Origin of the sequence: Oceanospirillum sediminis (assembly GCF_014164585.1) — a bacterium.
Taxonomy (GTDB): domain Bacteria; phylum Pseudomonadota; class Gammaproteobacteria; order Pseudomonadales; family Halomonadaceae; genus Oceanospirillum; species Oceanospirillum sediminis.
Genome location: NZ_JACJFM010000011.1, coordinates 1 through 26428, shown reverse-complemented (window position 1 = coordinate 26428; position 26428 = coordinate 1). Strand labels below are relative to the sequence as shown.

Below are 26428 nucleotides of genomic sequence, written 5' to 3'. Positions count from 1 at the left end.
TCCATGGATTGCTCAACACCGATGACTCCTCGACCGGATTCAGATAGCCCGGAAACAGACAACCCGGCAATAGAAGGTGAGCAACCTCATCTGTACCCCATGACACCAGGGCATCAGGCGATATGGCTGGATCAATGCGCTCATGCGAATAGCCCGTTATACAATATGGGGGGAGGAGCTTTTATTGAAGGCCCCCTGGATCTGGCTTTATTGTGGCAAGCGCTGGATATTGTAGCTCATGAAAGTGATGCTCTGCGTATGGTGCCTCAGGGCGGAGAAAACTTTCTTCTGCTGGACAAGATCACACCAGATACTGAAGAGATTGATCTGCGCAACGAGCCAAACCCTGAAGCGGCTACTCTGGCCTTATGGGACAAATACTCAGCCCGGCCATTTGATCTGACTCGTCCAGTCCCCCCCTGGAAAATCATTCTGACCCGTTTAAGTGAAGAGCGATATGGTATACAAGCCCTCTATCACCACTTGTTAATGGATGGCTTTGGCTCAACCCGGATTATGCACCGCTGGTCAGAAGTCTACACAGCGTTAGCCAACCATCATTCCATCCCAGATTCAGGCGCCCCCGGCTATTACGACTACCTGGAGGATAATCAGGCTTACTGCGACAGTCCGCAATTTGAAAAAGACAAAGCGTTCTGGCAGAAGCATCTTCCGGATTTACCAGAGTCTATTCTTCAGCCCCGGCAAAATGCATTTTTCCGAGAGGACGCCCAACATCAGAAAAGTGCAGTTAATTCTCAGAAAAGAGTGAATGCAGAAAAAGTACTTAATCCGTCAGTCATTCGCCAGCATACCATTTCCCGGGAATTGTATGATCGTATAGAAGAAGGTGTCAGCAGCTCAGCCCCTGTTTTTCTGGCAGCCTTAGCCCTGTATTACTCCAGAGTCAGTGGCCAGAACCAGATTGTCATTGGTGTCCCCACACTCAATAGATGGGGTAAACGCTATAAATCAACACCGGGGCTGTTTACCAATGTTATGCCTGTCGCGATTAAAGTCGATCTCTCAGCCAGCCTGGCGGAGTTAGTCAACTCTGTAAGTAAGGCCTTAAGGCGCTGTTACCGGCACCAGCGATTCCCCTTAGCTGAGATATCACGTCACCTTGAGGTACTCAAGGAAGGCCGCACAGCGGTCTTTGATCTGGCTTTCTCCTTTGAGCGCCAGATGCTTGACCTGTCTTTCGATCAGGCAGTTTTAAAGAATACTCGTCAGTTGTTTTCTGGAGTTTCGCGCTACCCTGTCATTCTGTCGCTTTGTGAGTTTTCACCTGACGATGATGTGGAAATGGTGATCGAAGCCAATCAGAATTATCTGTTTGATGGTGAAGCGGAACAGTTGCTGAAAAGATGGCATCTGCTTCTTCAGACAATTGTTGATACACCTGATACCCTGTGTAAAAACGTTGAGCTTATTCCTCCCTCAGAAAAACAGTTGCTGGCTGAGCTATCAACAGCCCCGCCTTTGTTTCAGCAGGAATACCCCACAGTTATCGATGCTTTTTTAGCTCAGGCCAGAAGTAATCCGGATGCAACGGCCCTGATATCTGATAGCAGCAGTATCAACTATGCTGAACTGGAACTCTGGAGCAGACATATTGCACTGAAACTCAAAAGCACAACACCGGCCTCCCTGGCATCAAACCCTGTTGTTGCATTTGCGGTTCAACGCTCCCCGGCTATGATTGCCACTATTCTGGGTATTCTTCGCTCTGGCGCAGCCTTTATGCCTATTGATACGGAGATGCCTGCTGATCGTTTGCAACATATGCTGCACGAAGGTGATATCAACACGATAATAGTGGATGGTGATTCGGCCCGGCAACTGAGCTTTCTGGCAGAAACCCTGTCCATTGATTTTCTGGAACCTGATCAGCTCCATCAGATATCAGAGCAACAGATATCAGAGTGGGAGACACAGAGTAGCCATATCCCGGATAGCGTGAATAACCACCCGGCATTAACGCCTCCTAAAGCCAGTCAACTGGCTTATATACTCTACACATCCGGTTCCAGTGGTCTGCCCAAAGGTGTCATGATCGAACATAGCGCTCTGATGTCGCGCATTGTCTCGACCTATGACTCAGTACCCGCAGATCGCAGCTGCCAGGGTACTCAGATTACCTTTGACCCGGCTATGGTAGAAATTTTTGCTCCGCTTTGTCAGGGGGGAGCCATTATCCTGCCTCCTCCTAGGCGTCAGACAATGGAGGTAATAGCTCAGACAATTCTGCGTCATAAAGCCAGTTTTGCTATTTTTGTACCTTCAACTCTGCCCTATTTTCTGGATGCCATCGAAGGGAAAAAAGGTCTGGCACTAAAATTGGTCTGGTGCGGCGGTGAAATACTACATCCCGACCAAGCACAACGTTTTTTAACCCTGACCGGTGCCCGTTTAATTAACTGTTATGGACCGACAGAAGCAACAATCCTGGCCACTAGCTGGGAATGTTTTCAGCAGGAGATGCCTGCCGTACTTCCCATAGGTAAAGCCATTGATGGCAGTCGTGTTTATATACTGGGTTCTGATGGTCAACAGATGCCTGTTGGAGTGACAGGAGAGATCTGTCTGGGAGGTCCGGGCCTGGCAAGGGGTTATCTCAACCGACCTGAACTGGATACAGAACGTTTTATTTACGCCCCATTTGATCCACAGATACGTCTGTATAAAACCGGCGATAGAGGTGTACAGATGCCGGATGGAATGATTTATTTTTCAGGACGTGTGGATCGCCAGATTAAAATACGCGGTCATCGTATTGAACCGGACGAGATCGAAATGGTATTACTGGCTCACCCGGAGGTTTCCGCGGCAGCGGTCAAAGCCAGCACCCGGCAGAATACAGTAAGAATATATGCCTGGCTGGCCAGTAAAACGCTGGATGAAAAGGCGGTACGCCACTATCTGCGTAACAGACTCCCCGACTACATGGTGCCAGGTTTCATTAAAGTAATGGATGCCTTGCCTGGTAATCCCAGTGGTAAGACAGACTGGAAAGCCTTGCCTGAAATTACCCACCGGGAGGAAACAGAAAACTACAAAGCCCCCACAACACCTCTGGAAACCGAGCTGGTGACGCTATGGGAAGATCTGTTAAAACACAGCCCTATTGGCATTCATGATAATTTCTTTGCTCTGGGTGGTGATTCATTATCGGCCATGAATTTTTTGTCAGGACTGGATGCCTTATCCGGTAAAGACAATACAGTATCGTTATCCTTTTTCATCCATCACCCGACCATAGCCGAGATCGCTCAGGCATATCTGAAATGTATCAGTGATAAGCCTGTTGCTGTGCCGTTAAGTGATCACCCTACAGCCCCCACGGTGTTTCTGGCAGCCTCAGGCCATGGTGATGCAATTCGCTTCCAGCGGCTGGCTGATACTCTGGGCAAACGTTGCTCACTGGTGATGCTGCAACCGCCTCTAAACGCAGCAAGTGACTACAAGGAGAAACGAAACCTGAATCTGGTACAACATTATGCCGATGCAATAGAAGCACAAACCGACAGAGCCTTTATTATCGGAGGCTTTTCCATTGGCGGTATTCTGGCTATTGAAACGGCAAAAGAATTAACCCGTCGTAATCGGCCACCACAACGAACCTTTCTGCTGGAAACCGTATACCCTGGCCAGATCTTAAGCAGCACACAGCTATGGCTGGCTTTTGTAAAACTGGTTAAGGGTCTTCGTATACTGAATGCCAGCATTAATGGTCAGCGCTTAGGTGCCATGATCTCGGACCAGGGACTGACCACACAGATTGAGATGATGAAGACCTATCAGGTTCACCCGTTTGATGGCCCGGTAGATCTGATTATTTCAAACGGTCTGAACTGGCTGAGTCCACTATTATTCCATCGCTGGAAAAAATGCTTCTCCTATCCATTGCGCGTCTTACGTGTCCAGGGCTGGCATGGCTCCATGTTTTCAACAGACAATGTTGAATCTCTGTCTCAGGCCATTGAAAAGAGTTTACATAAATAACTGGCATCTCTATGATTTTTCTATAAAAGTCCACTATACAGACGACAGCACCTTATCATCTGTTTTTATGCTTATTTGCATACGCTGAACTGTCTGCTGGCAAACCACAGCAACCTGCAGCAGTCAGTCCCTACCCGGTAAAGATACTGGCATTAAAAGGAAAACGGTTCATGGCCTTCAAACATTCCAATGATCCTATGGCTCATGAAGCAATCATCGCACTATTAACAACGCTGGATGTTTTTCAGGGGCTTCAAGACGATCAGTTCAGAGCAATTGCCCAGGCTATTGAATCATCAGAGTTCAAAGCGGGTAGTTATATTTTTGATCGCCAGGACATTGCTGACAGCGTCTTTTTTTTAGCTTCTGGCAGCGTTCATATAGTCCCTTCATCAGATAACAATACCTCAGTAGTATCCATGTGTACTCCCGGAGATATCATTGATCTGGCTGTTTTAGGTGGCCAGATGACTCGTACATCTGCGGCTCTGGTGGTATCAGAGTCTCATGTTTACCGGCTCTCAAGAACCGCCTTCAAACAACTGCAGACCCAATATCCAGATCAATTCCGCAATGTCATCAGCCGATTAACTAAAACGATTGAAATCATTCATCTTAAAGCAGCCCTACAGGAAAGCGCACTGTTTGCCGATTTAGATGAAAGTATTCTGGATCAGCTCAGCCATGACATGGAACTGAAAGTAGTGCCCAGTGGCGTCCAGCTCATCAGGAAAGGAGATCCCTCTGATTATATTTACTTTGTTGTCAGTGGACGCTTCCTGGCTATTGATGAGATTAACGGCACAGAGATTCCTCTGAGAGATATTGACCGGGGTGAAGTACTGGGTGAAATTGGTGTCATTTTAGAGACCAGCCGGGCTGTTCACGTCCGTGCTATACGTGACTCGACAGTAGGCCGACTCAGTAAGGCTGTATTTGATCAATTATTTGCTCAACATCCGGCTGCCGTTCACAAAGCAACCACTAAAATGATAGTGGATCATTTAATTACGCCATCCCGTCCTCACGGCACCACCATACCACGTACGATCACCCTATCACCGATTACCAATGCCGTACCGGTTCAGAAAATAGCCAGCATGCTGCAAACAGCCTTAGCTCACAGAGGCGCTGTTCTGACCGTTAATCGTCAGTTGATTGAAGAGATGGGAGGAATCAGTGATCAGTCTGCAAACTATTCAGATGAAGCGTGCAAAAAATCGATTGTTAACGCCCTGAACGATCTGGAACGCTCTCACGAACACCTGATTCTGATTACCGACAATACAGATACCCCCTGGACACAGCGCTGCATACGACAAGCAGATACGATACTGCTACTCGCAGATGCCACTGCAGATCCGACAATGACTACTTTTGAACAGCAAATTAGAAAAATCAAATCAGACAACCTGATCAAACCTCACTTGCTCTTACTGCAACCGCCTGAAACAACTATTGCGCAAAATACGGCCGCCTGGCTAACACCTCGGGAATGCATCATGCATCACCACCTTCGTCACAATAAACAAAGTGACATTAAAAGGCTGGCTCGCTTTTTAACTGGAGAAGCTATTGGGTTAGTGCTGGGGGCTGGCGGTGGGCGTGGGATGGCCCACATCGGGGTTTTCAGGGCGATGAGAGAGCTGAATATCCCCATTGACTTTATCGGCGGCACCAGTGTCGGAGCCTTTATTGCCTGCCAGATTGCTCTGGGCTGGTCTCCCGACAAAATACTTGAACAAAGTAAGCACATCACCCGCTCTTTTGCAGAAATACCCACACTGCCGTTAGTCTCACTTTTTTCTGGCAGAAAAGCCTGCAAGGTGACAGAAGAAGCCTTTGGCGATGTTCTGATTGAAGACTTATCAATGAAATACTTTTCGGTTTCATGCAATATCAGTCACGCAGGAATGAAAATACATAACAGCGGTCCTGTCGTGGAAGCTGTGCTGGCCAGTAATGCTGCACCCGGCATTTATCCTCCCTACCCTCACAAAGAAGGCTTGCTTGTCGATGGTGCTGCACTGAATAGTCTGCCTGTGGATGTTATGGCTAAAGCAAATCCGGGGGGTATCGTTCTGGCCGTCAACGTAAACCCTAAAAACGATGCCAGAGACCCGATAGAGTATGACGGTGCGTTATCAGGCTGGGCTGTACTCTTTAGCCGCCTTAATCCTTTTAAAAAATCAATTAACGTACCCAGCATGGTTGAAGTACTGATGCGGGTATCTAATGTTGGCGGCACGCTGGAGCAGAGAAAAAATCAGGAAACCTATACAGACCTGTATATAGAACCGCCACTCAGTGATTTCTCAATCGTGGACTATAAGAAGATTGAACAATTAGACCGTGTGGGTTATGACTATTCAAAACCTCTTTTAGAAACATGGAAAGCTGAATCCCGTATCCTATGAAGGTTTTGCCATGATAGCTGCGGCCTGAATCGGAGAGATCACCGTCGCCATCAGATGATGATGGTACAACCAGCATGCCTGACCCACCGCCAAAACCACCTTTTGATACAGCTACAATGAAAACAGCAGGTATGGCAGATGAAATCATTTCACTCAGGGTTCAGTTACAGATCTGGCAGATGCCTCGAAAGGCTATCATTTTCTCTCCAGTTAATGGAATTATCCTTAACTGGACTGCTTGTATCTATTAGACCACCTCAATCCTATCTGATATGGATGAAGAGATTCAGGCATTGGAGCAGTGCTTAAGTAAAACCCAGCAGATCAAACAGGGTATGATACAGGAGTTGCTGACAGGTAAGACTCGATTGGTATAAGTAGAGCTATATACACAATCTTAAAAGAGATAAAAAATTAAGGATTCTGAATGGATGTGGTAATCAGGACGTGTTGTGTAAACGCGCGCAGGGTACTATAAATGGCGCAGACCTTAGCAAGAGATATCATAAAGGTGAGCGAACTGGTACAACTGGAAAAGCTGACGATCCCACCTTATCAACGCCCCTATAAATGGACAACACGTAATATCCACCAGTTGTTTCAGGATATTCAGCTACATAAAACGCAAAGTGCCTATCGGTTAGGTACTATCGTCTTTCATCATGACGATGAAGGGATGCTGAATATTGTCGATGGTCAGCAGCGTACATTAACCCTGGTGTTGGCTGTATACGCAATTATTCAGGAACGCTGGGATCAACTGGAACGACAGGACTTATCTGAACAATTAGAGGCACTGGAAGAACCTATAGAAGCCTTTATGGAAGCTCAGCAGTTCAGTAGCGACATTAGCCAACGCAACCTGCACCAAAATTATTTGGAAATAAAACGCTTGGTAAGCCGTAGCGAATTTACCGAGCACCATATTGATTTCCTATTAAACCACTGTGAGGTGGTGATATTCTCACTCTGCTCCATCTCTGAGGCGTTTCAGTTCTTCGACTCACAAAACGCACGAGGCCGAGATCTTGAACCACATGATCTGCTTAAAGCCTACCATTTACGTGAGTTCAGCGAAGATGAACAGACGCTTAAGGCTGAAACAGTCGCTGGTTGGGAAGCATTAGAAAGTAAAGAGCTAGCCACTTTATTTGCTGAATATTTATACCGCATTCGCCGCTGGGCACTGGGGTACTCTGCCCGTTATTTTAGTAAGAATGAAGTAGGGCTCTTCAAAGGCGTAAATATCGATCAAATTGAACACTTCCCTTATGTTGAGTCTTTGCGCATTGCTCACCACTACGTCGATGACTACAACAGCCAGTACCATAGAAAAATTGATGGCCAGAAGAAAGCGTTTCCATTCCATCTTGATCAGATGATTATCAATGGTCGACGCTTTTTTGAGATGTCAAACTATTACCAAAAACAAGTGCAGGCCATTGTCAATGCAGAATATGGTGAGTCATCAAGGTTTATGGATATTGAATTGACTCATCAGGCCCTGAATATTCTACGAACCTTAAACCATTACCCAGACCGCCTTCGGATCGGTGATAAGTATGTCCGGGCGATATTCGATTGCGGCCTGATTTTTTATATGGACAAGTTTGGCACTGTGGAACTATCCAGCGCGATAGAGAAAATTTTTATCTGGTCATTTCGGTTGCGGATTAAGCAACAGGTCGTACAACTGGCCACCATGGATAACCATGTGTTGAACCAGAATTTATTCCGGCTGATTAAAGATGCTACCTTGCCCTCTGATGTGCTATCTATGCCTTTACAATCTTTGACCAATGCTGATAACAAAAACAACAGCCGTAAAAACAATGCCTCTAAAGACCCTCTGGTCAAGCTGTTCAAAGAGATGAATTATTATGAGTAATGCTATTACTGAGTTTTCGATACAACAGCTATTAAGTGATGACAATACTTATATCGTACCTATGTATCAGCGCAACTATGCCTGGGGGGAAAGTGAAATAAATCAGCTGGTGCAGGATGTCGTTGATTACCAGAAAAAGAAACACACGCGTTATTACATTGGCACCCTGGTAGTATACAAACGAAGTGATAGCAGCTTCGAGGTTATCGATGGGCAGCAACGCTTTACAACTTTATCACTATTGGCTACTTATCTGAAAAATCTTGATCTATCAAATAATACCTCCCTTAAACCAGTCAAAATGAATTGGTATAAACAGGTTAATATCAGTTTTGAAAGCCGCCCCAAATCAACAGCAACATTTACCGCACTCAGCCAACGAGTGGCCTTGCATCGCTTAAACGGCGAGAACTATAACGAAGGTATTGTTAATGGCTATGCGCTTATCACTAAAGCTTTAGAGCAATTGGAAGATATCAGTCTGAAGAGCTTTGCCCAATATCTGTTCATGAATGTGCAGATTATGCGTGTGGAAGTGCCTGAAGATACAGATTTGAATCACTATTTTGAAGCAATGAACAACCGGGGTGAGCAGCTGGAAAAGCACGAAGTACTGAAAGCCAGAATGATGGCTGTACTCAGTCGTATTGAGGATGAAGAGGAAAAAGACAGAAGCATTAATGCCCTGAATAAGGTCTGGGAAGCCTGTGCCAATATGGAGCGCTATATCCAGTATGGATTTACACCAGCTGAACGACATAGGATGTTTGGTCAAAATGACTGGGGCCAGTTTGAAATAGACTCCTTTGAAGAACTTACTGAGTGCCTAGATGATATGAAATCCGGTAGCCAGGCTCTGCCTTTATCAGAAATTATCTCTAAACCACTTCGTGCCCCAGCGATAGGTAAATCGAATAAAGCCGATGATAAAGAAGACGTACCAGAACGGTTTAATAGTATTATTAACTTTTCAAACTTTTTGCTGCACGTACTCAGAATTTATACTGAAGAAGATATCTCCCTTGATGATAAGCAGCTTATTGATCAATTTGATGACTATTTACTTAACTATGATGACCCTGCTGAGACGGTTGCCGATTTTGTTTATGCATTACTCAAATGTAAATATCTTTTTGATCAATGCATTATCAAGCGGGAATATAGCCAGGGACAGGATGCCTGGAGTTTAAAACGCCTGAAGTGGTACTCAAAAAAGAGTGTCAGTTTTATCAATTGCTTTGATGACAACGAAGGCGGCTATGAAGGTATTAATCGACAGATTCTGATGTTGTTATCCGCTTTCCATGTATCGACACCAACCCTAGTTTACAAGCATTGGCTTAATGCCGCTCTGTATTTCCTCTATTACGAAGAAGAGCCTGATGCCCAGGCCTATCTGGACTTCCTCTCCAATTTAGCCAGGCGCTTTGTATTTGATCGCTTTTTAGCCTGTGATGAAGGGAAGTCTTATTATGAAATGATTTTTGAGCCAGAATTTGATTATTACCCTAAGAATCGTAAGCTGAGGCATATTGACAGGAATAAATTGCTATTTGGTCAGGTCGAAAATAATTTTATCTTTAACTATCTCGATTATCTGCTGTGGCTTCAAGGCAAAGAAAAAAGTGACGCCGTTATCAGAGAGTTCGAGTTTACTTTTCGCAGCTCGGTAGAGCATTTTTATCCGCAACACCCAATGGATGGTCATCCAGTGTTGGATGAGGATGAGCTCCATGAGTTTGGCAACCTTTGCCTGATCAGTCACAGTAAAAACTCTCGCTTAAGTAATTTCCCACCCACAGCAAAGTTGGCACATTTTTCAGCAGCCATTAACGACAAGTCTATTGATAGCTTGAAACTATATGAAATGATCAAGCTCACTAAAAGTAATGATGAGTGGGGAGCCGATGAGATCAATGAGCATGGCGAAGAAATGCTAAATCTTCTGCTTGATTCTACTCAGGCAGTAAAAGGAAAACAGAGCTAAGGATAATCGTTGACCAGCATGAGAGAGCAACACAAAACTATGTGATAAAGTTTTTTGAGAATAAGTCAGGCTACCGTTACCAGGGTAACTGGGAATCCCGTGAAAATAATAAAAACATAGAAGTTGAACTGCTTACCGATTCGCTTAGCAGACGCGGTGTCAGCGAGGCATTGACAAAACGTACGCTATACGCCGCTGCCCTTGGTGAAAGTAAGCAACTCTATTACGCCAATAAAGAGGTCTATAGTCTGTTGCGTTATGGCATCAAAGAGAAAGAAGGTGCTGGCCAGTAAAATGAAACCGTGTGGTTGATCGACTGGAACAACTCAGAGGCCAACGATTTTGCCATTGCAGAAGAAGCCTCTATTAAGAGAGAAAATAAGAAACGCTCTGACCTGGTACTTTATGTTAACGGTATTGCACTGGGCATCATTGAACTGATCGTCGAACAAGGCATTGAAGCACTGATTATACTGCCGAAAATATCCGTAAAAATCCAGAAGCAATGGCTGAAACCATCGAAGATAATGTGCGTAAAACCATCGTGGATGAAAATCCGGTAAACCCTAAGTGCTGGCTAAATCATAACCTGAATATGACTAATGCCGACGCTTGAAACAGGCTCTATGTGAAGTCATCTTGTTACTTGCTAACAGAATACTACGAAAAAATTGACTGAAAAGTCTGGAAAAGAATAATTTTTCATACCCCAGAAATGGAGATGGCCCCACCAGCCACACCCCGGCACATGAGTCACCTGCTGTGGCTGCTTCCTTCCGGACCTGACCAGGTTCACAGGGTATCATTGCGGGGGGACCGACAGGGCCACCACGACTTGTCTCTTTCGAAACAACGAGGCGAATTCTAGCACTATCAACAAGTTAGGCACAAGTACTAATTCAAATTTCTTTTTCCGCTAACAGAAATAATTATGGCAAGGCTGATGCCAGCTCCATTGGCCAGCTTATAGTCGTTAGCCTGAAACCACCTCAGCAGAAACCGCGACCTGGATTCAAACTGATTGAAAAGAATATTTCTATGAAAACTCACAACTTGAATTAGTTACCACTAAATCACCTGTTTTCTTATGTAAAAAGCGGATTTCCCTATCGACTTGTCAGCCTCTTCTATACTCAGAATGTGAACCGGTTAACAAATGCTGTAATAGGATACAGCTTTTAAAGTAGTAAAAAGGTTAAATGTTAAGACCTGCACGGAGCCGGGTAAATGGAAAACTGGACCGATCATTGGAGATCAGGGATCAGCCTGAAGAGATATGATATGACAATGCCTGATTGGTATCAGTGGGATGCCGAAGAAAAACAACTTTACTTTTTTGGTCGTCCCGCCACGCTTTTCTGGCAGGATCCATCTTTAATAACCATTCTGAAACCTCTGAAAGAGGAGCTGGGAGATGCTTACTTCTTTCTGTTAGTCGCCTACTCTGCCAGCCAGGGCACAGAAGAAGATTACCATCAGATGGTCAATGACCTGGGAGAAGATTTCAGTGATGGCTTGCAGCGCTGGGGAGACATTACAGCAACCGCGGGCTGGGGGCATATTATCCAGTCTGTTGTCGATTACGAAAGCCGGTCTGGTACCGTTATCATTGAAAATCCATGGGAGCTGACTCTGTTCCCTGAAACCAGAACCAGTTATGCCATGCCGTTTATATGCGGCAAGTTATCAGGTTTATTTACCCATTGCTTCTCCAGACCAATGCGGGCCAGAGTGAATCTGATTGAACGCCATGCCGATTACCGTCGAGCTGTTATTCAGATTGAGCCATCAGAAAGTACACTGCGCTCTGAACTACAGAAACTGGCACGGCAGGAAGGGTTTACCCGGGAACAAAAACTGCAATTTCTGAATAAACAGCTACAGCAAAAGGCTATTGAACTGGAAACAGCAAACCGAAGATTACAGGAGCTGGCGACCCGGGATGATCTGACCGGTTTGTATAATCGACGACACTTTATGGAGCTGGCCCAAAGAGAGTTTAATGTCTGTCGACGCTACCTGTATCCTTCCAGTATCGTGATGTTTGATATTGATCTGTTTAAATTGATCAATGATCGCTATGGTCACCAGGCCGGAGATAAAGTACTGAAAGAGATGGCCGTTGCCTGTAAGTCTATTCTCAGAAAAACGGATATCTGCGGTCGCATAGGCGGTGAAGAGTTCCTTATTCTTCTGCCTCATACGGATCTGACGGGGGCCCGCATGATTGCAGAACGCCTGAGCACCCTGCTAAGCCAGCTTTGTATCGATTACGATGGCCATGTGCTGCAAATTACGATCAGCGCCGGGGTCAGTCAGATTTGTACCAGTGATGACCTGCTGGATCACTGGATCAGACGTGTCGATGATCTGCTTTATCAGGCTAAACACCAGGGGCGAAACCAGGTAATCTGCACCGAAACAGCAAAAGAATAACAGGCTGAACAGAAACGCAGGTTTCACTTCAGCCTGCATTTCTTTTTACAGATACTGCGAGATCAGATAACAGGAATAATCAGTGCAGAGACACATGATCAGCCTGCTCATCATCATCCTGAGGACTATCCGGATAACTCAGCACCCCCATACTCTGGCAATCACTGGTTAACTGACGTGTACTCTCCATCATCATCAGCAGAAAGTGGCGGAACTGGCTGAAAGAAACACCAGCACGGGTGTGTAAGGTATCCATAATAATCAGCTTTGGCAGAGCTTCATCCGTGACTTCCATAAAAATTTTACAGTTAGGAAATGCTACATTAAGCCGCCCGATTTCTATTGTCAGGGGCAGAATCGCCGTGGGCCTGAGTTCAAGCTCAGTGGTAAGAATCAGATGATCTGATTCTACAAAGATACGACTATCCAGCACCCCGTCCATTCTTTGCAATTCAGACAGATGAATACCATCACAGTGTTCGCAGATGTAGTTGGTGGTCGAACCTTCGTTCAGCCAGCGCTGGACCTGATCTGTATCAGGTACAAAAAGCGGTTCCATAGAGAGCCTCAAGCCAGTATCGGATTATGTTCAAGCAATACTTTATTATAACCAGCCCGCTATGAAAGTCGCCCCTTATTCTGGCTAACTGATTGCTATCATTCTGTTTTTAGCGCCTCTACAGTGACCTTTCCTGAATCTGTCTGTTATCAGAGCCCTCTGTTGCCATGCCTCATGGTTTTTATGAACAAAATAACCATAAAAGAGAAAAAAGCCTTTAAGTTCACAAACTTCTCCCGTCACCAAAGCTTAACTATTGTTCATATCAGTTCTGCTTGCCGTGAACTGAACAGATTCCTGACCTGTGCCTTCCGGGCACATTAAAAAATTTATGCCGATAGTACCTTAAGAAGCATTTTGCTGATAAAAATAATCATCGAGGTTCTGATATGAAAAGTACTCAAAACACACCTGCATTTTCCTCCACTCGTCGTACGCTGCTGAAAATGACTGCAGTAGCCGCTTGTACTGGTTTGTTTACCATTCCAGGCGTTGCGACTGCTGATGACCATAAGGTCGACAGCATTCACTTCCTGATTCCTGGTGGTGCAGGTGGCGGTTGGGATGGTACAGCCCGAGGTACGGGTGAAGCCCTGAAAAAATCGGGTCTGGTAGAAACCGTGTCTTTCCAGAATCTGTCTGGCGGCGGCGGCGGTAAAGCCATTGCGCACCTGATTGAAACCGCTAAACAGCAACAAGGCACACTGATGGTGAACTCCACGCCGATTGTAGTGCGCTCTCTGATGGGGGTGTTCCCTCAGTCTTTCCGGGACCTGACACCCGTGGCGGCGACCATTGCCGATTATGCTGCATTAGTAGTTCGTAACGACAGCAAATACACCCACTGGGATCAGATTGTTGAAGATTTTCGTAGCAACCCGCGTAAAGTAAAAGTCGCCGGTGGCTCCTCTCGCGGTAGTCTGGATCACCTGGTACCAGCCGCGGCAATTAAAGAAGAAGGCCTGGATCCTCGTGCTCTGCGTTATATTGCTTATGATGCCGGTGGTAAAGCAATGGCAGGCCTGCTGTCCGGCGAAGCCGACATTCTGTCGACCGGACTGGGTGAAGCCCTGGAAATGAGCAAAGCGGGCCAGGTCCGAATTCTGGCGATCACAGCCCCTGAGCGCGTTAAAGACGCCCCGGATGTGCCAACTCTGAAAGAGATGGGGAATAATACCGTTTTTGCTAACTGGCGTGGTTTCTTTGGCGCACCGGGCCTGAGCTCTGAAAAAGCAGAACAGTACGCTAAGGTGCTGAGCGACATGTATAACACAGAAGCCTGGGAAACCGTTCGTTCTCGTAATGGCTGGGTAAATGTATACAAACCAACGACTGAATTTACTCAGTTTCTGGAGCAACAGGAAGCACAGGTAGGGAGCCTGATGCGAGAACTGGGCTTTCTGAAGTAAGTCTCCTGTACAGGCACTGGTCTTTCCCCGGTGCCTGTCTCTTACTAAATATCAGGCCAGAGAACAGATCCGTTTCAATCGCATCACTGCTATCAACAGTGATAGCTCTGTCTGTGGCCTGATCTTTTCATACCATATTCTGACTGCCACACACACTGTGCGGTCTATATACATCGAACCTGAACGCAATAAACCAGGAACGGGACTTCCGGTGCCGTTACGGAGCAAGTTATGTCTTCTAAACCTGTGAATAAAGATCTGATCGGCAGCCTGATTTTCCTGGCTCTATCGATCGCTTACGGCGCCTCTGCGCAGTTAATTCCCTTTTACCCCGGTGATGAGTACGAGCCGTTTACAGCCCGCACCCTGCCTTTTGCTCTGTCTGTTCTGGGTGCCGGGCTGTCTTTTTCATTACTGATCAGTTCACTGAAAAAGTCCAGAGAGGTCAGCCTGGATCAACCCGTACTGAAATCTGCTCTGGGTTATGACTGGTCCACCGTTATTAAACTGCTGGCGCTAATGATGTTTTACGCCCTGGCTCTGAAATGGCTGGGCTTTATCATAGCAACCACGGTATTTCTGCTGGGTGGCTACTGGGTTCTGGGTGAACGTCGTAAAAAAGTGCTCTTTGGCGCATCTCTGCCTTTTGTCGTCGCTTTCTGGTTTATGCTGACTCAACTGCTGGATATTTATCTGGCACCGGGTCAACTGTTCTCAGCGTTCGGAGGATAAATCATGCTTGATGGAATCTTAACCGGCCTGTCAACGGCAATCATGCCTATGAACCTGTTAATGGTGTTTGTAGGTTGTTTCGTGGGTACTTTTATTGGCATGCTGCCAGGTCTTGGCCCTATTTCTGCTATCGCTCTGATGATCCCGATCACTTATGGCCTGGAACCTTCTACCGGTATTATTCTGATGGCGGGTGTGTATTACGGTGCGATTTTTGGTGGTTCAACATCCTCAATTCTGATCAATGCACCAGGTTGCTCCAGTACCGTAGTCACGGCATTTGACGGTTATCCGATGGCACAGAAAGGTCAGGCAGGTAAAGCCCTGGCGCTGGCAGCATACGCTTCCTTTACCGGTGGTACTCTGTCTGCCTTTTTCCTTTTAGTCGCGGCACCAGCGTTAGCAAGCGTGTCACTCAGTTTCCAGTCATCGGATTATTTCGCCTTGATGGTACTGGGGCTAACGGCTGTCGCGGCATTTTCTGGTAAAGGGCAAGTACTGAAAGCGATGCTGATGACAGTACTGGGCCTGATGATATCGACCGTCGGTACTGACCGTTCCAGTGGCGTAGAGCGTTTCACTTTTGGTTCCATTGACCTGATGGATGGCATCAGCTTCCTGCTGCTGGCTATGGCTACTTTTGCACTGGCTGAAGTGGTGATGGCTGTTCTGAAGCGTGACCATATGAAAGAGGAAGAAAACGAGACCGATACCAGTAATCTGGGCAGTATGAAAGTGACCAGAGAAGAAGTAAAAGAAGTAGCACCAACCGCTATTCGTTCTTCTGTACTGGGCTTTATCGTCGGTGTACTGCCAGGTGCTGGTGCCACTATTGCCGCTTTCCTGGCCTATGGTATGGAGCGTAATCTGGCCAGTGTAAAAGAGAAACTGAAATTTGGTACCGGTTCTCTGAGAGGTCTGGTGGCTCCTGAAGCGGCTAATAATGCCTCTTCTTCAGGTTCGTTTGTTCCTCTGCTGACACTGGGCATTCCGGGTTCAGGAACTACAGCCATCATGCTGGGCGCTCTGATCGCCTATGGTATTCAGCCCGGCCCTCGTATGATGGTGGATAACCCTGATGTATTCTGGTCAGTGATTGTTTCTATGTATTTCGGCAACATCGTGCTGCTGATTCTGAACCTGCCACTGATCCCTTATATTTCTAAATTACTGATGATTCCACGTACCGTACTGGTGCCTATGATCCTGTTCTTTGCCATCACAGGTGTATATCTGGTGTCCTTCAACACCTTCGATATCTATATGATGGTGTTCTTCTGCATCGCAGCGATTGGCCTGCGTATGCTGAACTTCCCGATGGCACCGCTGCTGCTGGGCTTTGTTCTGGGCGGGCTGATGGAAGATAACCTGCGTCGTGCTCTGCTGATTTCTGACGGTAGTTTATCCTTCCTTTGGGAACGTCCGATCACCGCAGGAATTATGGCTGTCACAATTATTGTATTAATTGCACCTATTGCTCAGAACTTTTTGCAAAAGCAACGGTCACAGAAAGAAGCAATGACTGGCAGCAGTCGAAGCTGACCGCAGGAGTCTCCTTCTGTGGTATTGGAATGGGTCGAGCATTCATAGCTCTGTTAGGCCGGTGAACTGAGTTCACCGGCTTTTTTTATCTCTGCTGTCTGGTATTGCAGGAAGACCATACAGACCGCAAAAAAGATAATTTCAGAACAAACAGAAAGACAAAACAGGCTAACTCAGAGCACAAAGATAAAAAAGACCTGACGCTATCAGGTTTTCAGGCTATAACGTCTCTCAGGCCGTCCGACAGAGCCATAGTTAACATCAGCCACCAGTTCTTCCGTACTGACCAGATATTCCAGATAACGCCGGGCCGTTGTGCGGCTGGCACCGACCTGTTGCCCTACTGCCTCCGCATTCAGGTTAATGCCTTTCTGTCGGAATACCTGACGAATTTTCTCAAGGGTCAGTGTATCAATACCTTTCGGCAAATTGCCCCTGACGGCGGAAACAGGATCGGAATGAGACGAATCAGATATATCCTGTTCGGCACTGACAGCCGATGGGGTACTTCCATTCATATCGGACCGTGGTAACAACTGGTCAACATCATGTTGTGCAAGAACATTATCCTGCTGGAACAGGCGATCCATTTTCTGACGATGACATGCATAATTATGCAAAGCTTCCTGCAGACGATCAAACACCAGAGGCTTCAGAATGTAATCAAACACCCCACCACGCAACGCCGCCTGTAGCGTACTGGCCTCTTTAGCTGCCGTCACCAGAATAACATCCGTCGCCTGATTGCTGCCTCTTAATTCGCTCAGTAATTCCAGTCCGGTACCTTCCGGAAAGTGGATATCCAGCAGAAGCAGATCCGGCTCCAGTACATCCACCAGGTCTCTGGCTTCTTCCAGAGTCAGGGCAATCGCTTCGACACTGAATCCAGAAATTTTTTCTACAAAGCGTTGCTGTAACTCAGCAATCCGCCGATCATCTTCAGCAATTACAATGCGATAACCCGCTTGAGCTGTCATCCGTCACGCAAACCTTTCTTGTCTTATGATTGGGCAGGCTCTTTACAGAGCCGGCTATTATCGCATGCCCCCACGAAAAACGAATATTTATCGTAAGAATCTACAGAAAGCAGATCTATTTCGTCAAAGCGGGTTAATCGGCTCAATATACTTGTCTCTCCTTTACTGTAACTGCCTCTCTTAAAGGGAATCAATCTGAGACGGTGGCTGTTTAGGAATATACACTTCAACCCGGACACCTGGCAGAACATTCCCTTCATTATCTGACAAAGGCTCAAATATCAGATGGCCTCCCAGTCGCTCCAGCGCCTGCCCTACCAGATAAAGACCATAGCCATGTTGCTCACCGTCTTTACTACTGACTCCTTTTTGCATCAGAGTGCTGGCCATAGCCTGATCAACGCCACCGCCTTCATCTTCGACTTCAAAAATCAGATCGTTTCCCAGATCCGTCATACTCAGATGGATTTCACGCCCACTGTTTCTAAGATTAGCATCCATCGCGTTATCCAGCAGATTCGCCAGAATAGTAACCAGTAATTCTCTGGGTATCTCATCAGGAAGATCCTGCATACAACTTTCAGGGTCGACCTGTAAAATCAGCCCCATCTCTCTTGCCCGGTTATATTTCCCAAGGATGCACCCCGACAGTACCGGATCAGGCACAGCATCTAACAACAGATGTAATAATGTCTGATGATCACGGGTTTCCTGTCCGATCAGTTCAATCACCTGATCGCAGGCCCCGACCTGAATCAACCCCGCAATAGTATGCAGCTTATTTGAATATTCATGAGCCTGGCTTCTCAGAGTATCCGCATAAATTTGCATACGGTTGAGCTGGTCCATCAACTGGTCCAGCTCATCTTTCAGACGAAAACTGGACACGGCTCCAATCACTTCACCATTCTGAATGAGAGGTATCCGGTTTACGACCACACGCTGTCCCCCGACAATATCTTCTTTATCCAGTACAGGCTGACCTGTTCTGATAACCTGGATCAATTCACTGTTGGGCTGGTAATCCAGAATATTACGTCCGGCCATATTAGTTCCGGGTGCCAGGCGAAAAATATCCAGTGCAGCATTATTAAAGGTCGTAATTTCCCCACCAGGGTTAATAGCTATAATTCCCTCACGTACAGACTGCAAAGTGGCATTACGTTCCTGAAACAAACGGGCGATCTGCTCTGGCTCAAAGCCAAAAATAGCTTGCTTAAAATAATTGCTGATCATCATAGCCAGCATCAGGCTTATTACCAGGGCAATACCGGCCAGCCACCATAACTCCTGCTGATAAATAACGATGGTCTGCTCAACCTGAGTCAGCATAAAACCGACCGACACCACCCCTATAATCGGCTGATAACCATCATCACCGAACCCGTACACGGGCACTTTGCCACGAATAGAATAACCAAGACTGCCCTTCGCCTTTGAAACATATTCTTCACCATGCACTAAAGCTCGGACATTATCTCCCCCAACCATCTTTCGACCGATACGGTCAGGCACAGGATGGGCGTAACGAATTTCGTGGATATCGCCGACCACAATAAAACGAGCACCAATCGAAGCCCTTATTTCTTCGGTCAGATGCTGAATTTTCCGGCTGTCTTTTTCCTCCAGTCCTTGTCGGATCTGAGGCAAACGCGCCACTGCCCGTGCAGCACTGAGTGCCTGCTGACCAATCTGCTGCTCCAGAGTATCTGACATAATATTCAGTGCGACTACGCCGATACTCATTGTGATCAATAAGGCAAAGCTGCCCAGGATGATGACCATCCGGGTTTGCAGGGTCAGAGTCATTTTTTTTAGTAAAGGCGACAAATACAAACTCCTGATATTTCAACACACCATCAGATTCAGCCCTGCCAGTTCAGTAATGGCAAGCACTGCTTAGTGACTGCTCCCCGCTCTATCGGGCGAGGGTTTACGCGGATTTTTGCTAAGTGTACGCCAGAGGAGAAAACTCTGTTACCTGATCAGTGGTACTCTCTGCAGTCCTCCGGTATCAATATCAGGCGATGCCATTTATGCCGCACCGCACCACTTCCATATATATTTAACAATAGAGCAATCATTCTGACATATTACCAGTTTAACCTTTGCAGCAATTCTGTGCAGTCACTGCAATTTTTTTGCAATAAATTCAGCAAATTAGAAACTCTACTCACTGTTTAACCGTTATTTATCCCGGTAGGGAATCGCTGAAATCGCAAGTACAGGGCTAAACCAAATTTTGTCGCGTGCACGCTTTATACCGACTAATAAATCATGCACCAGTTTAACTGACTTGAACTGTTCTTATGTTGGGGGAACACATGAAAAAGCTGATTCTGGCTTCTGCAATTATTGCTGCCACTGCAAGCACAGCAAATGCTGCTACCATCTATGAAGGTAAAGGCCTGACTTACACTCTGAAAGGCGACTGGCAGATTCAGCTGCGTCAGGATGTAGGTGACGATCAGAACCCGGATGTTGAGTTCGATGATCTGGAACTGAAAAACTCTGTTGTTTATGATCTGAACAATGGCATCAAAGCATTCGGTCAGGTTGACTTTGGTTTCAAAGATGAAGCAGAAGACAAGCGCGAAGGCAGCAAACTGGAAGAAGCCTACGTTGGTCTGGATTTTGGTGGCGTAGCTGTCTCTATCGGTAAACGTGACTATGCAACTGACGAGTTTGGTGTTGACGCACAGTATGAAGATACTCTGTCTGAAGACGGTTTTGATGCTCAGGGTACTTCTGGCGACGACCTGATTCGAGTTGATGCGGAGCTGGGTGCAATGACACTGATCGCTTCTTATGAGCTGGATGCTGAGGGAGAAAGCAGCGAGAACGGTGAATCTTTCGATCTGTTTGTAGCGACTGAAATGAGCGGCCTGGAGCTGTCTGCAGCATACCAGAATATGAAAGCTAATGTAGGTGCTGACTCAGTAGATACCTGGGGTATTGCTGCTGCTTACGATGCCGGTGTTGCTAAAATTGCTGCGGATTTCTCATCTGTAGATGACGTTCAGGATCAATACAATCTGGTAGGCAGCATGCCTGTAAACCCAAGCACTAAAGTCGTTCTGGGTATGACGAACGTTGAGCCAGAAGCTGGGGACGATATCACTGAGTGGTATGCTAATGTGACCTATAAATTCCCTACTCAGAAAAATGTAAGCCTCTTCGCAGAAATTGCTGATACTGATGCAGACAATGCCGACATGGGTTACCTGGCAGGTCTGCGCGTAAAGTTCTGATCTGACTGAAATACAACAGACAAATCAGCCAGACCAGGGATGTGGTCTGGCATTGTCAGTTCAGAGATGGCTGCCATAAACATTCAGGCAGCCATTTCGTCTGTAAGTCGCGTATTATTTTGTTTGTTATTTTCGAAAACAGCATCTCACCAGAAAACCTGATACTAAGACTAAAATGAATCATATATCGTAAAAAGAGTCATTCCCCTCTGATCTGAATCTGTCATAAAATAACCTTACCCTCCCCACACCGATACAAAGCACTGGCGTTATTCACAACAAAGACGCATTTCAAACACACGATATTTTCTGATGCTGTCTGATACCAGCACAGATCAGCTGACAATGATGCGCATAATCATAAAGGATCGCAGGGATTATGAGACTTTTCAGGCACGGAATACCGTTACAATTCTTGATTGGCTGGGCTGTTTTCAGCGCAATGTTTGTGGTAAGCCTTTTGTTGATGGTTCAAAGCTACCAGAGTAATAAACAAGCCTTATTGATAGCAACGACAGAAACAGCTCAGCAGCTGAGTCTGACCATTGATGAACGGGCCCAGAGAATTACCGGTCCGGCTAAAAGTGCCTTGCAGATACTCAGCCATGATCCTCTGCTTCAGGCTGAAACCCTGAATCAGCGTATGGCACGACTCCCGGTACTGGTGGAAGCCCTGCAATCTAATGAGGTACTGAGCGCTATCTATGCCGGCTATCCCAATGGTGAGTTTTTCCTGATTCGAAAGGTTACTCCTATTATTCAGAATAAATATCACCTGGGCGATAACGTCTCATTTATGCTTCAGGCCATTACTCAGACTCCTCAGGGTATGCAGGGCAGCTGGAGCGCCTATGACCAACAGTTACAATTGATCAGCAAGAAGATCAAATCCGATTATCAATATGATCCCAGAACCCGAAGCTGGTATACAGAAGCCAGAAAAACAGATAAACAGGTACTGACCAGCCCTTATCTGTTTTATACCACTCGGGAAATAGGTATTACCCTGGCTCAGAAAGCCAGAACAGGTAAAGCAGTGATAGGAATGGACGCCTCTGTTAAGGACCTGTCAGCTCAGCTGGCCAGCCTTCGTCTGACCGAAAATACAGAGCTTGCAGTCGTTGATTCAGGTAACAGACTTTTAGCCTATACCGATCAGAATCGTATGATTATCCGGGAAAAAGACAGCTTCCGGTTAAATACAATTGATTCGTTGAATATATCTCCCCTGACCCACCTGGCAGCAACAGACACACCTGCATCCGGGATACAGACTGTATCAACATCTGAAGGAGACTGGTTCGGCTTGTGGCTGCCAGTGTCCGGTTTCCAGGGCAATAAAATCCGTGTACTTATTGCTATCCCTGAAAATGAGTTACTGGCCAGCGCTAAAGCGATTATCTGGAATCAGCTGACCTGGGCAATTACACTAACAATTGCAATGCTGGCTCTGGGGCTATATTCGGGAGCACGCATTGGCCGGGCTTTTAAGCAATTGACGCGACAGGTAAGAGCATTATCCGGCTTTGATTTCAGTCAGAATATTCATGTGAACTCCGTCATCCGTGAAGCCAGAGAACTCGGTCAGGTAGCCGATGATATGGCAGGCACCATCTATCACTTCCAGCAAATCAGTAGTACGCTGAACCGGGAAAGAGACCTGGAACTCATGCTACACACAGTACTGACTCATCTGGTCAGTGCAACCCGCCTGCAGGATGGCGCTATTTATCTGTACGATGCTGAAAAACAGGGTTCTCAACGCTCCAGCGCCACCACCAATGAACTTTTCCCGGAACAGCTGAAACACAATGACAGTGATGGCAACGAATTAAAAGAGACGATCAAAGCCCAGCTGAATGATGATCATCGCTATCTGATTATCCCCTTGCGTAAACGGGATCAGAAGCTGGAGGGCTTTCTGGTGATCTATGGAGAAATAGAAAAAGTCCACCACGAAGAGAATCTGCAACAATTTATTGAACAACTATCGGGCTCAGCGGCTGTTGCTATAGAAACCCGCCGTTTGCTACATGACCAGAAAGCTATGATAGAAGGTATTCTGAAACTGCTGGCCGATTCTATTGATTCCAAATCACCTTACACCAGTGGTCATTGTGAACGCGTTCCTAAGCTGGCCATTAGCCTGGTTAATAATCTGGAAAGTCAGAGTCACGGCCAATATGCAGATTTCTCTATGTCAGAGCAAGAACATGAGGCTTTTCGTATTGCAGCCTGGCTGCATGATTGTGGAAAAATCCTTAGCCAGGAACACGTTATTGATAAAGCAACTAAGCTGGAGACAATTTATAACCGGATTCATGAAGTCCGTACCCGTTTTGAAGTACTCTGGCGTGATACTGAAATCACTTACTGGAAAAATATTGCCAGAGGCCTGCCGGAAGATGAACAGCAGCAACAATTGACTCAACGGCAGCAACAGCTTCGGGATGATTTTGATTTTATTGCTTGCATTAATGAAGGCAGCCTGCCGGTTCGGGATGAACAGCAGGCACGACTGGAACGTATTGCCAATACGCGCTGGTTACGTTATTTCGATAACCGCAAAGGACTGTCACAAGATGAACTCAACCTGCTGACGGATATCCCGCAACAGCCTCTGCCTGCCAGTGAGAAGCTACTCAACGACAGACCAGAACATATTGTAGACTGGCAGGAAGGGCGTAAACCACCCGTAGCTCCGGATGATCCGGCTAATATCTGGGGCTTTAATATGCCATTGCCAGAACACTCCTTTAATTTTGGTGAGTGTTACAACCTGAAAATACCTTTTGGTACTCTGACAACAGAAGAACGCTTTAAGATCAATGAGCATATTGTACATACCATCATGATGCTCAGCTCACTGCCACTGCCGGATCATCTGAAAAAGGTTCCGGAACTGGCGGGCAATCATCATGAACGAATGGACGGCAAAGGCTACCCCAGAGGACTCCATGGCGATGAAATGTCGATTCCAGAAAAGGTCATGGCGATTGCCGATATCTTTGAAGCTCTGACTGCATCTGACAGACCTTATAAAAAGCCAAAATCGGTTTCTCAGGCAATGAGTATTATGGTGGGCATGACGCAGAATGGTCATATTGATCAGCAGTTGTTTCACTATCTGGTCTCGCAGGATGCATTTACGCCTTACAGTAAAGCGTTTCTGCAGCCGGATCAGCTCGATTTTCCTGAGACCGCTGACATACTGTCACAGCTGGAAGAGATCACAGAAACAGCCTGAATCCGGGCTGCCTCCTGTATATGTACACCTGATAAAGACGAACCTTTGCCACACAACAGTAAGACTTCTGGTTCTGCAGAAGTCTCAACGTTATAATCTTTTTTTTAATTGCCTGAACGCCTGCCTGTTATGCTCAAGTTAAATCGCAACTTCCTCTTTTCATGTTTGCTGGTAACAGGTATTGCCTTTGCAGGCCTTGGCTGGTTTTTACGCGATCTGGCCTGGCAGGAACTGACCAGAAACGAGTTCCAGGCAAATGAACATCTGTCCCGGATGCTGGGTAACAACCTCTGGCCTTCCTTTCATAACTATATATTGACCACCCGCCAGGTATCTGAGCGAAATGCCATGCAGTCTGCGACCCGTCAGCGTCTGATGGTCAATGTTCAGCGACAAATCCAGAACCTGAATATTATCAAAGTACACCTGTTTAATTCTCAGGGACGTATCATTTTTTCGACCAACCCGGAACAACTTAACTCCTATCAGTCCGGAAACCCCGGTATACAGGCAGCGCTGAATGGGCAGAGCCATAGCACTCTGAAATTTAAAGAGCATATTGATCACTACCATAAGACACTACATAACCGGAATGTCATCGCCTCATACGTACCAATTCTGATTCCCGGCACCCAGCAGGTTGGAGGAATTATTGAGGTCTACCAGGATGTCACCCCTCTGGTCGATAGCCTGGAATCCAGCTTACAAAAAAGTATTATCGCTGTATGTGTTTGCCTGATGATGCTTTACGCTTATCTATTCTGGATTGTACGGCGGAATGACCGTCTGCTTCAGTCCAGCCGACAGCAGATAAAACATATGGCTTACCATGACAGCCTGACGGGCTTACCTAACCGACGTAAGCTAACAGAAACGCTGCTGGAGCGGCTAAAACAGAAACATCTTTGTCACGGTGTATTATTTATTGATCTGGACGGCTTCAAACCTATCAACGATGAACTGGGCCATAAAACAGGAGATGATCTGTTAAAAGCGGCAGCAAAGCGCCTGACACTGTGCCTTAGCCACTCAGATATCGCTGCTCGCATTGGAGGAGATGAATTTGTCATTCTGATCAGCCCTGACCTGCCAGTGGAAAGTGTCCGGTTTCAGAACAAGGTTATTACGCTTGCAGAACAGATACGCAGCACTCTGGATCAGCCATTTGAACATAAAGACGGCCCACTGCATGTCACAGCCAGTATCGGTGTCAGCTTGTCCCCAGTCCATAGCCGGGACGCAACAGACCTGCTACGCAAGGCAGATATGGCAATGTATAGTGCAAAACAGAAAGGTCGAAACCAGATTGTGCTGTTTCAGGAAAGCCTGAGTCAGACAGATCGAAAACTCAGCAGGTATCACTAAATTAACCTGTCAGCGCTTTTTTATAAAAAGGCGGCACAAAAGCCGCCAGTCCTGTTTCTTCAGCCGTGCAATCTGATGGCTATGACAGAGTCCTCAGATGGCCTCTATCATGGATTAATCTTAATAAGCTCTACATCAAAAATCAGAGTTGAGCCTGCAGGTATACCACCAACGCCCCGATTACCATAGGCCAGATGGGCGGGAATAAAGAAACGCGTTTTCTCACCCTCAACCATTAGTTGCAAGCCTTCTGTCCAGCCTGGAATAACCTGACTCAGACCAAAATCAATAGGCTGTCCACGCTCCACAGAGCTGTCAAAAACTTTGCCGTTAATTAAAGTGCCATGATAATGCACCAGCACTCGGTCTGTCGCTCCAGGGTTACGAGAACCCTCACCGGGTTCCAGTATTTTATACTGCAGGCCTGAAGCGGTTGTCTGCACGCCTTCTTCCTGAGCATTACTGTTCAGAAATGCCTGTCCGGCCTGAGAGCTTTCTGCCAGCGCTTTTTTATCATCAGACCACTGCTGTCCGGTTAAATATAAACCAGTTCCATTGACAGCTGATCGGGGGCTTCTGGAGGTGATGAATATCCAGCTGAATCAGGGTGGAG

At 46.5% G+C, this 26428-nt stretch carries 17 protein-coding genes and 1 other RNA gene; 13 read left to right on the top strand and 5 right to left on the bottom strand.

Annotation, left to right across the window (positions count from 1 at the left end):
- Positions 1 to 21 precede the first annotated feature (21 nt).
- The 6 genes from H4O21_RS10305 to H4O21_RS25455 all read left to right on the top strand — a co-directional run bounded on the left by H4O21_RS10305 (position 22) and on the right by H4O21_RS25455 (position 10860).
- A complete protein-coding gene (locus tag H4O21_RS10305) occupies positions 22 to 4005 on the top strand; it encodes a non-ribosomal peptide synthetase (protein ID WP_182808785.1) in 3984 nt (1327 codons plus the stop codon).
- 170 nt (positions 4006 to 4175) lie between these two features.
- Complete coding sequence (locus H4O21_RS10300; RefSeq protein ID WP_182808784.1) at positions 4176 to 6422, top strand: cyclic nucleotide-binding and patatin-like phospholipase domain-containing protein; 2247 nt, start codon at positions 4176 to 4178, stop codon at positions 6420 to 6422.
- A 478-nt stretch (positions 6423 to 6900) separates the two neighbouring features.
- Complete coding sequence (locus H4O21_RS10295; RefSeq protein ID WP_182808783.1) at positions 6901 to 8310, top strand: DUF262 domain-containing protein; 1410 nt, start codon at positions 6901 to 6903, stop codon at positions 8308 to 8310.
- A complete protein-coding gene (locus H4O21_RS10290; RefSeq protein ID WP_182808782.1) occupies positions 8303 to 10297 on the top strand; it encodes a GmrSD restriction endonuclease domain-containing protein in 1995 nt (664 codons plus the stop codon). Before H4O21_RS10295 ends, H4O21_RS10290 begins: the two co-directional genes overlap by 8 nt.
- 41 nt (positions 10298 to 10338) lie before the next feature.
- On the top strand, positions 10339 to 10590 hold the full coding sequence (locus H4O21_RS25460) for a hypothetical protein (protein ID WP_220495608.1): 252 nt from the start codon (positions 10339 to 10341) through the stop codon (positions 10588 to 10590).
- Positions 10591 to 10599: 9 nt separating this feature from the next.
- Positions 10600 to 10860, top strand: a complete 261-nt coding sequence (locus H4O21_RS25455) for a type I restriction endonuclease (RefSeq protein WP_220495607.1) — start codon at positions 10600 to 10602, stop codon at positions 10858 to 10860.
- A gap of 162 nt (positions 10861 to 11022) precedes the next feature.
- On the opposite strand, the gene ffs is transcribed toward H4O21_RS25455, so the two are convergent.
- Positions 11023 to 11119: signal recognition particle sRNA small type (ffs, locus tag H4O21_RS10280), an RNA gene on the bottom strand.
- A gap of 459 nt (positions 11120 to 11578) precedes the next feature.
- On the opposite strand from ffs, the gene H4O21_RS10275 reads away from it, so the two are divergent.
- Positions 11579 to 12733, top strand: coding sequence for a GGDEF domain-containing protein (locus H4O21_RS10275; protein WP_182808781.1), 1155 nt, complete (start codon positions 11579 to 11581; stop codon positions 12731 to 12733).
- Between the two features lie 79 nt (positions 12734 to 12812).
- On the opposite strand, the gene H4O21_RS10270 is transcribed toward H4O21_RS10275, so the two are convergent.
- Entirely contained in the window at positions 12813 to 13292 is a 480-nt protein-coding gene (locus H4O21_RS10270; RefSeq protein WP_182808780.1) for a YbjN domain-containing protein, read from the bottom strand.
- Between the two features lie 389 nt (positions 13293 to 13681).
- Here H4O21_RS10270 and H4O21_RS10265 point away from each other — a divergent pair, with 389 nt between their 5' ends.
- The 3 genes from H4O21_RS10265 to H4O21_RS10255 all read left to right on the top strand — a co-directional run bounded on the left by H4O21_RS10265 (position 13682) and on the right by H4O21_RS10255 (position 16975).
- Positions 13682 to 14701, top strand: a complete 1020-nt coding sequence (locus H4O21_RS10265; protein ID WP_255487248.1) for a tripartite tricarboxylate transporter substrate binding protein — start codon at positions 13682 to 13684, stop codon at positions 14699 to 14701.
- Positions 14702 to 14932: 231 nt separating this feature from the next.
- Entirely contained in the window at positions 14933 to 15433 is a 501-nt protein-coding gene (locus tag H4O21_RS10260; protein ID WP_182808779.1) for a tripartite tricarboxylate transporter TctB family protein, read from the top strand.
- A 3-nt stretch (positions 15434 to 15436) separates the two neighbouring features.
- Positions 15437 to 16975, top strand: a complete 1539-nt coding sequence (locus H4O21_RS10255) for a tripartite tricarboxylate transporter permease (protein WP_182808778.1) — start codon at positions 15437 to 15439, stop codon at positions 16973 to 16975.
- A 206-nt stretch (positions 16976 to 17181) separates the two neighbouring features.
- Here H4O21_RS10255 and H4O21_RS10250 read toward each other — a convergent pair whose 3' ends face one another.
- Positions 17182 to 17952 carry a response regulator gene (locus H4O21_RS10250; protein ID WP_182808777.1) on the bottom strand — a complete coding sequence of 257 codons (771 nt, stop codon included), beginning with the start codon at positions 17950 to 17952 and terminating at the stop codon, positions 17182 to 17184.
- Between the two features lie 180 nt (positions 17953 to 18132).
- Positions 18133 to 19782, bottom strand: coding sequence for an ATP-binding protein (locus H4O21_RS10245; protein WP_255487247.1), 1650 nt, complete (start codon positions 19780 to 19782; stop codon positions 18133 to 18135).
- Positions 19783 to 20276: 494 nt separating this feature from the next.
- On the opposite strand from H4O21_RS10245, the gene H4O21_RS10240 reads away from it, so the two are divergent.
- From H4O21_RS10240 to H4O21_RS10230, 3 genes are all read left to right on the top strand, one after another.
- Positions 20277 to 21203, top strand: coding sequence for a porin (locus tag H4O21_RS10240; protein ID WP_182808776.1), 927 nt, complete (start codon positions 20277 to 20279; stop codon positions 21201 to 21203).
- Between the two features lie 466 nt (positions 21204 to 21669).
- Positions 21670 to 24450: an HD domain-containing phosphohydrolase gene (locus H4O21_RS25880; protein WP_255487253.1), complete on the top strand. Its 2781-nt coding sequence runs from the start codon at positions 21670 to 21672 to the stop codon at positions 24448 to 24450.
- Between the two features lie 129 nt (positions 24451 to 24579).
- Positions 24580 to 25815, top strand: a complete 1236-nt coding sequence (locus H4O21_RS10230) for a diguanylate cyclase domain-containing protein (RefSeq protein WP_182808774.1) — start codon at positions 24580 to 24582, stop codon at positions 25813 to 25815.
- A gap of 107 nt (positions 25816 to 25922) precedes the next feature.
- Here the strand turns inward: H4O21_RS10230 and bamJ are convergent, their stop codons facing one another.
- A complete protein-coding gene (bamJ, locus tag H4O21_RS10225) occupies positions 25923 to 26318 on the bottom strand; it encodes a BamJ family beta-barrel-assembly machinery protein (RefSeq protein WP_220495610.1) in 396 nt (131 codons plus the stop codon).
- Positions 26319 to 26428 lie beyond the last annotated feature (110 nt).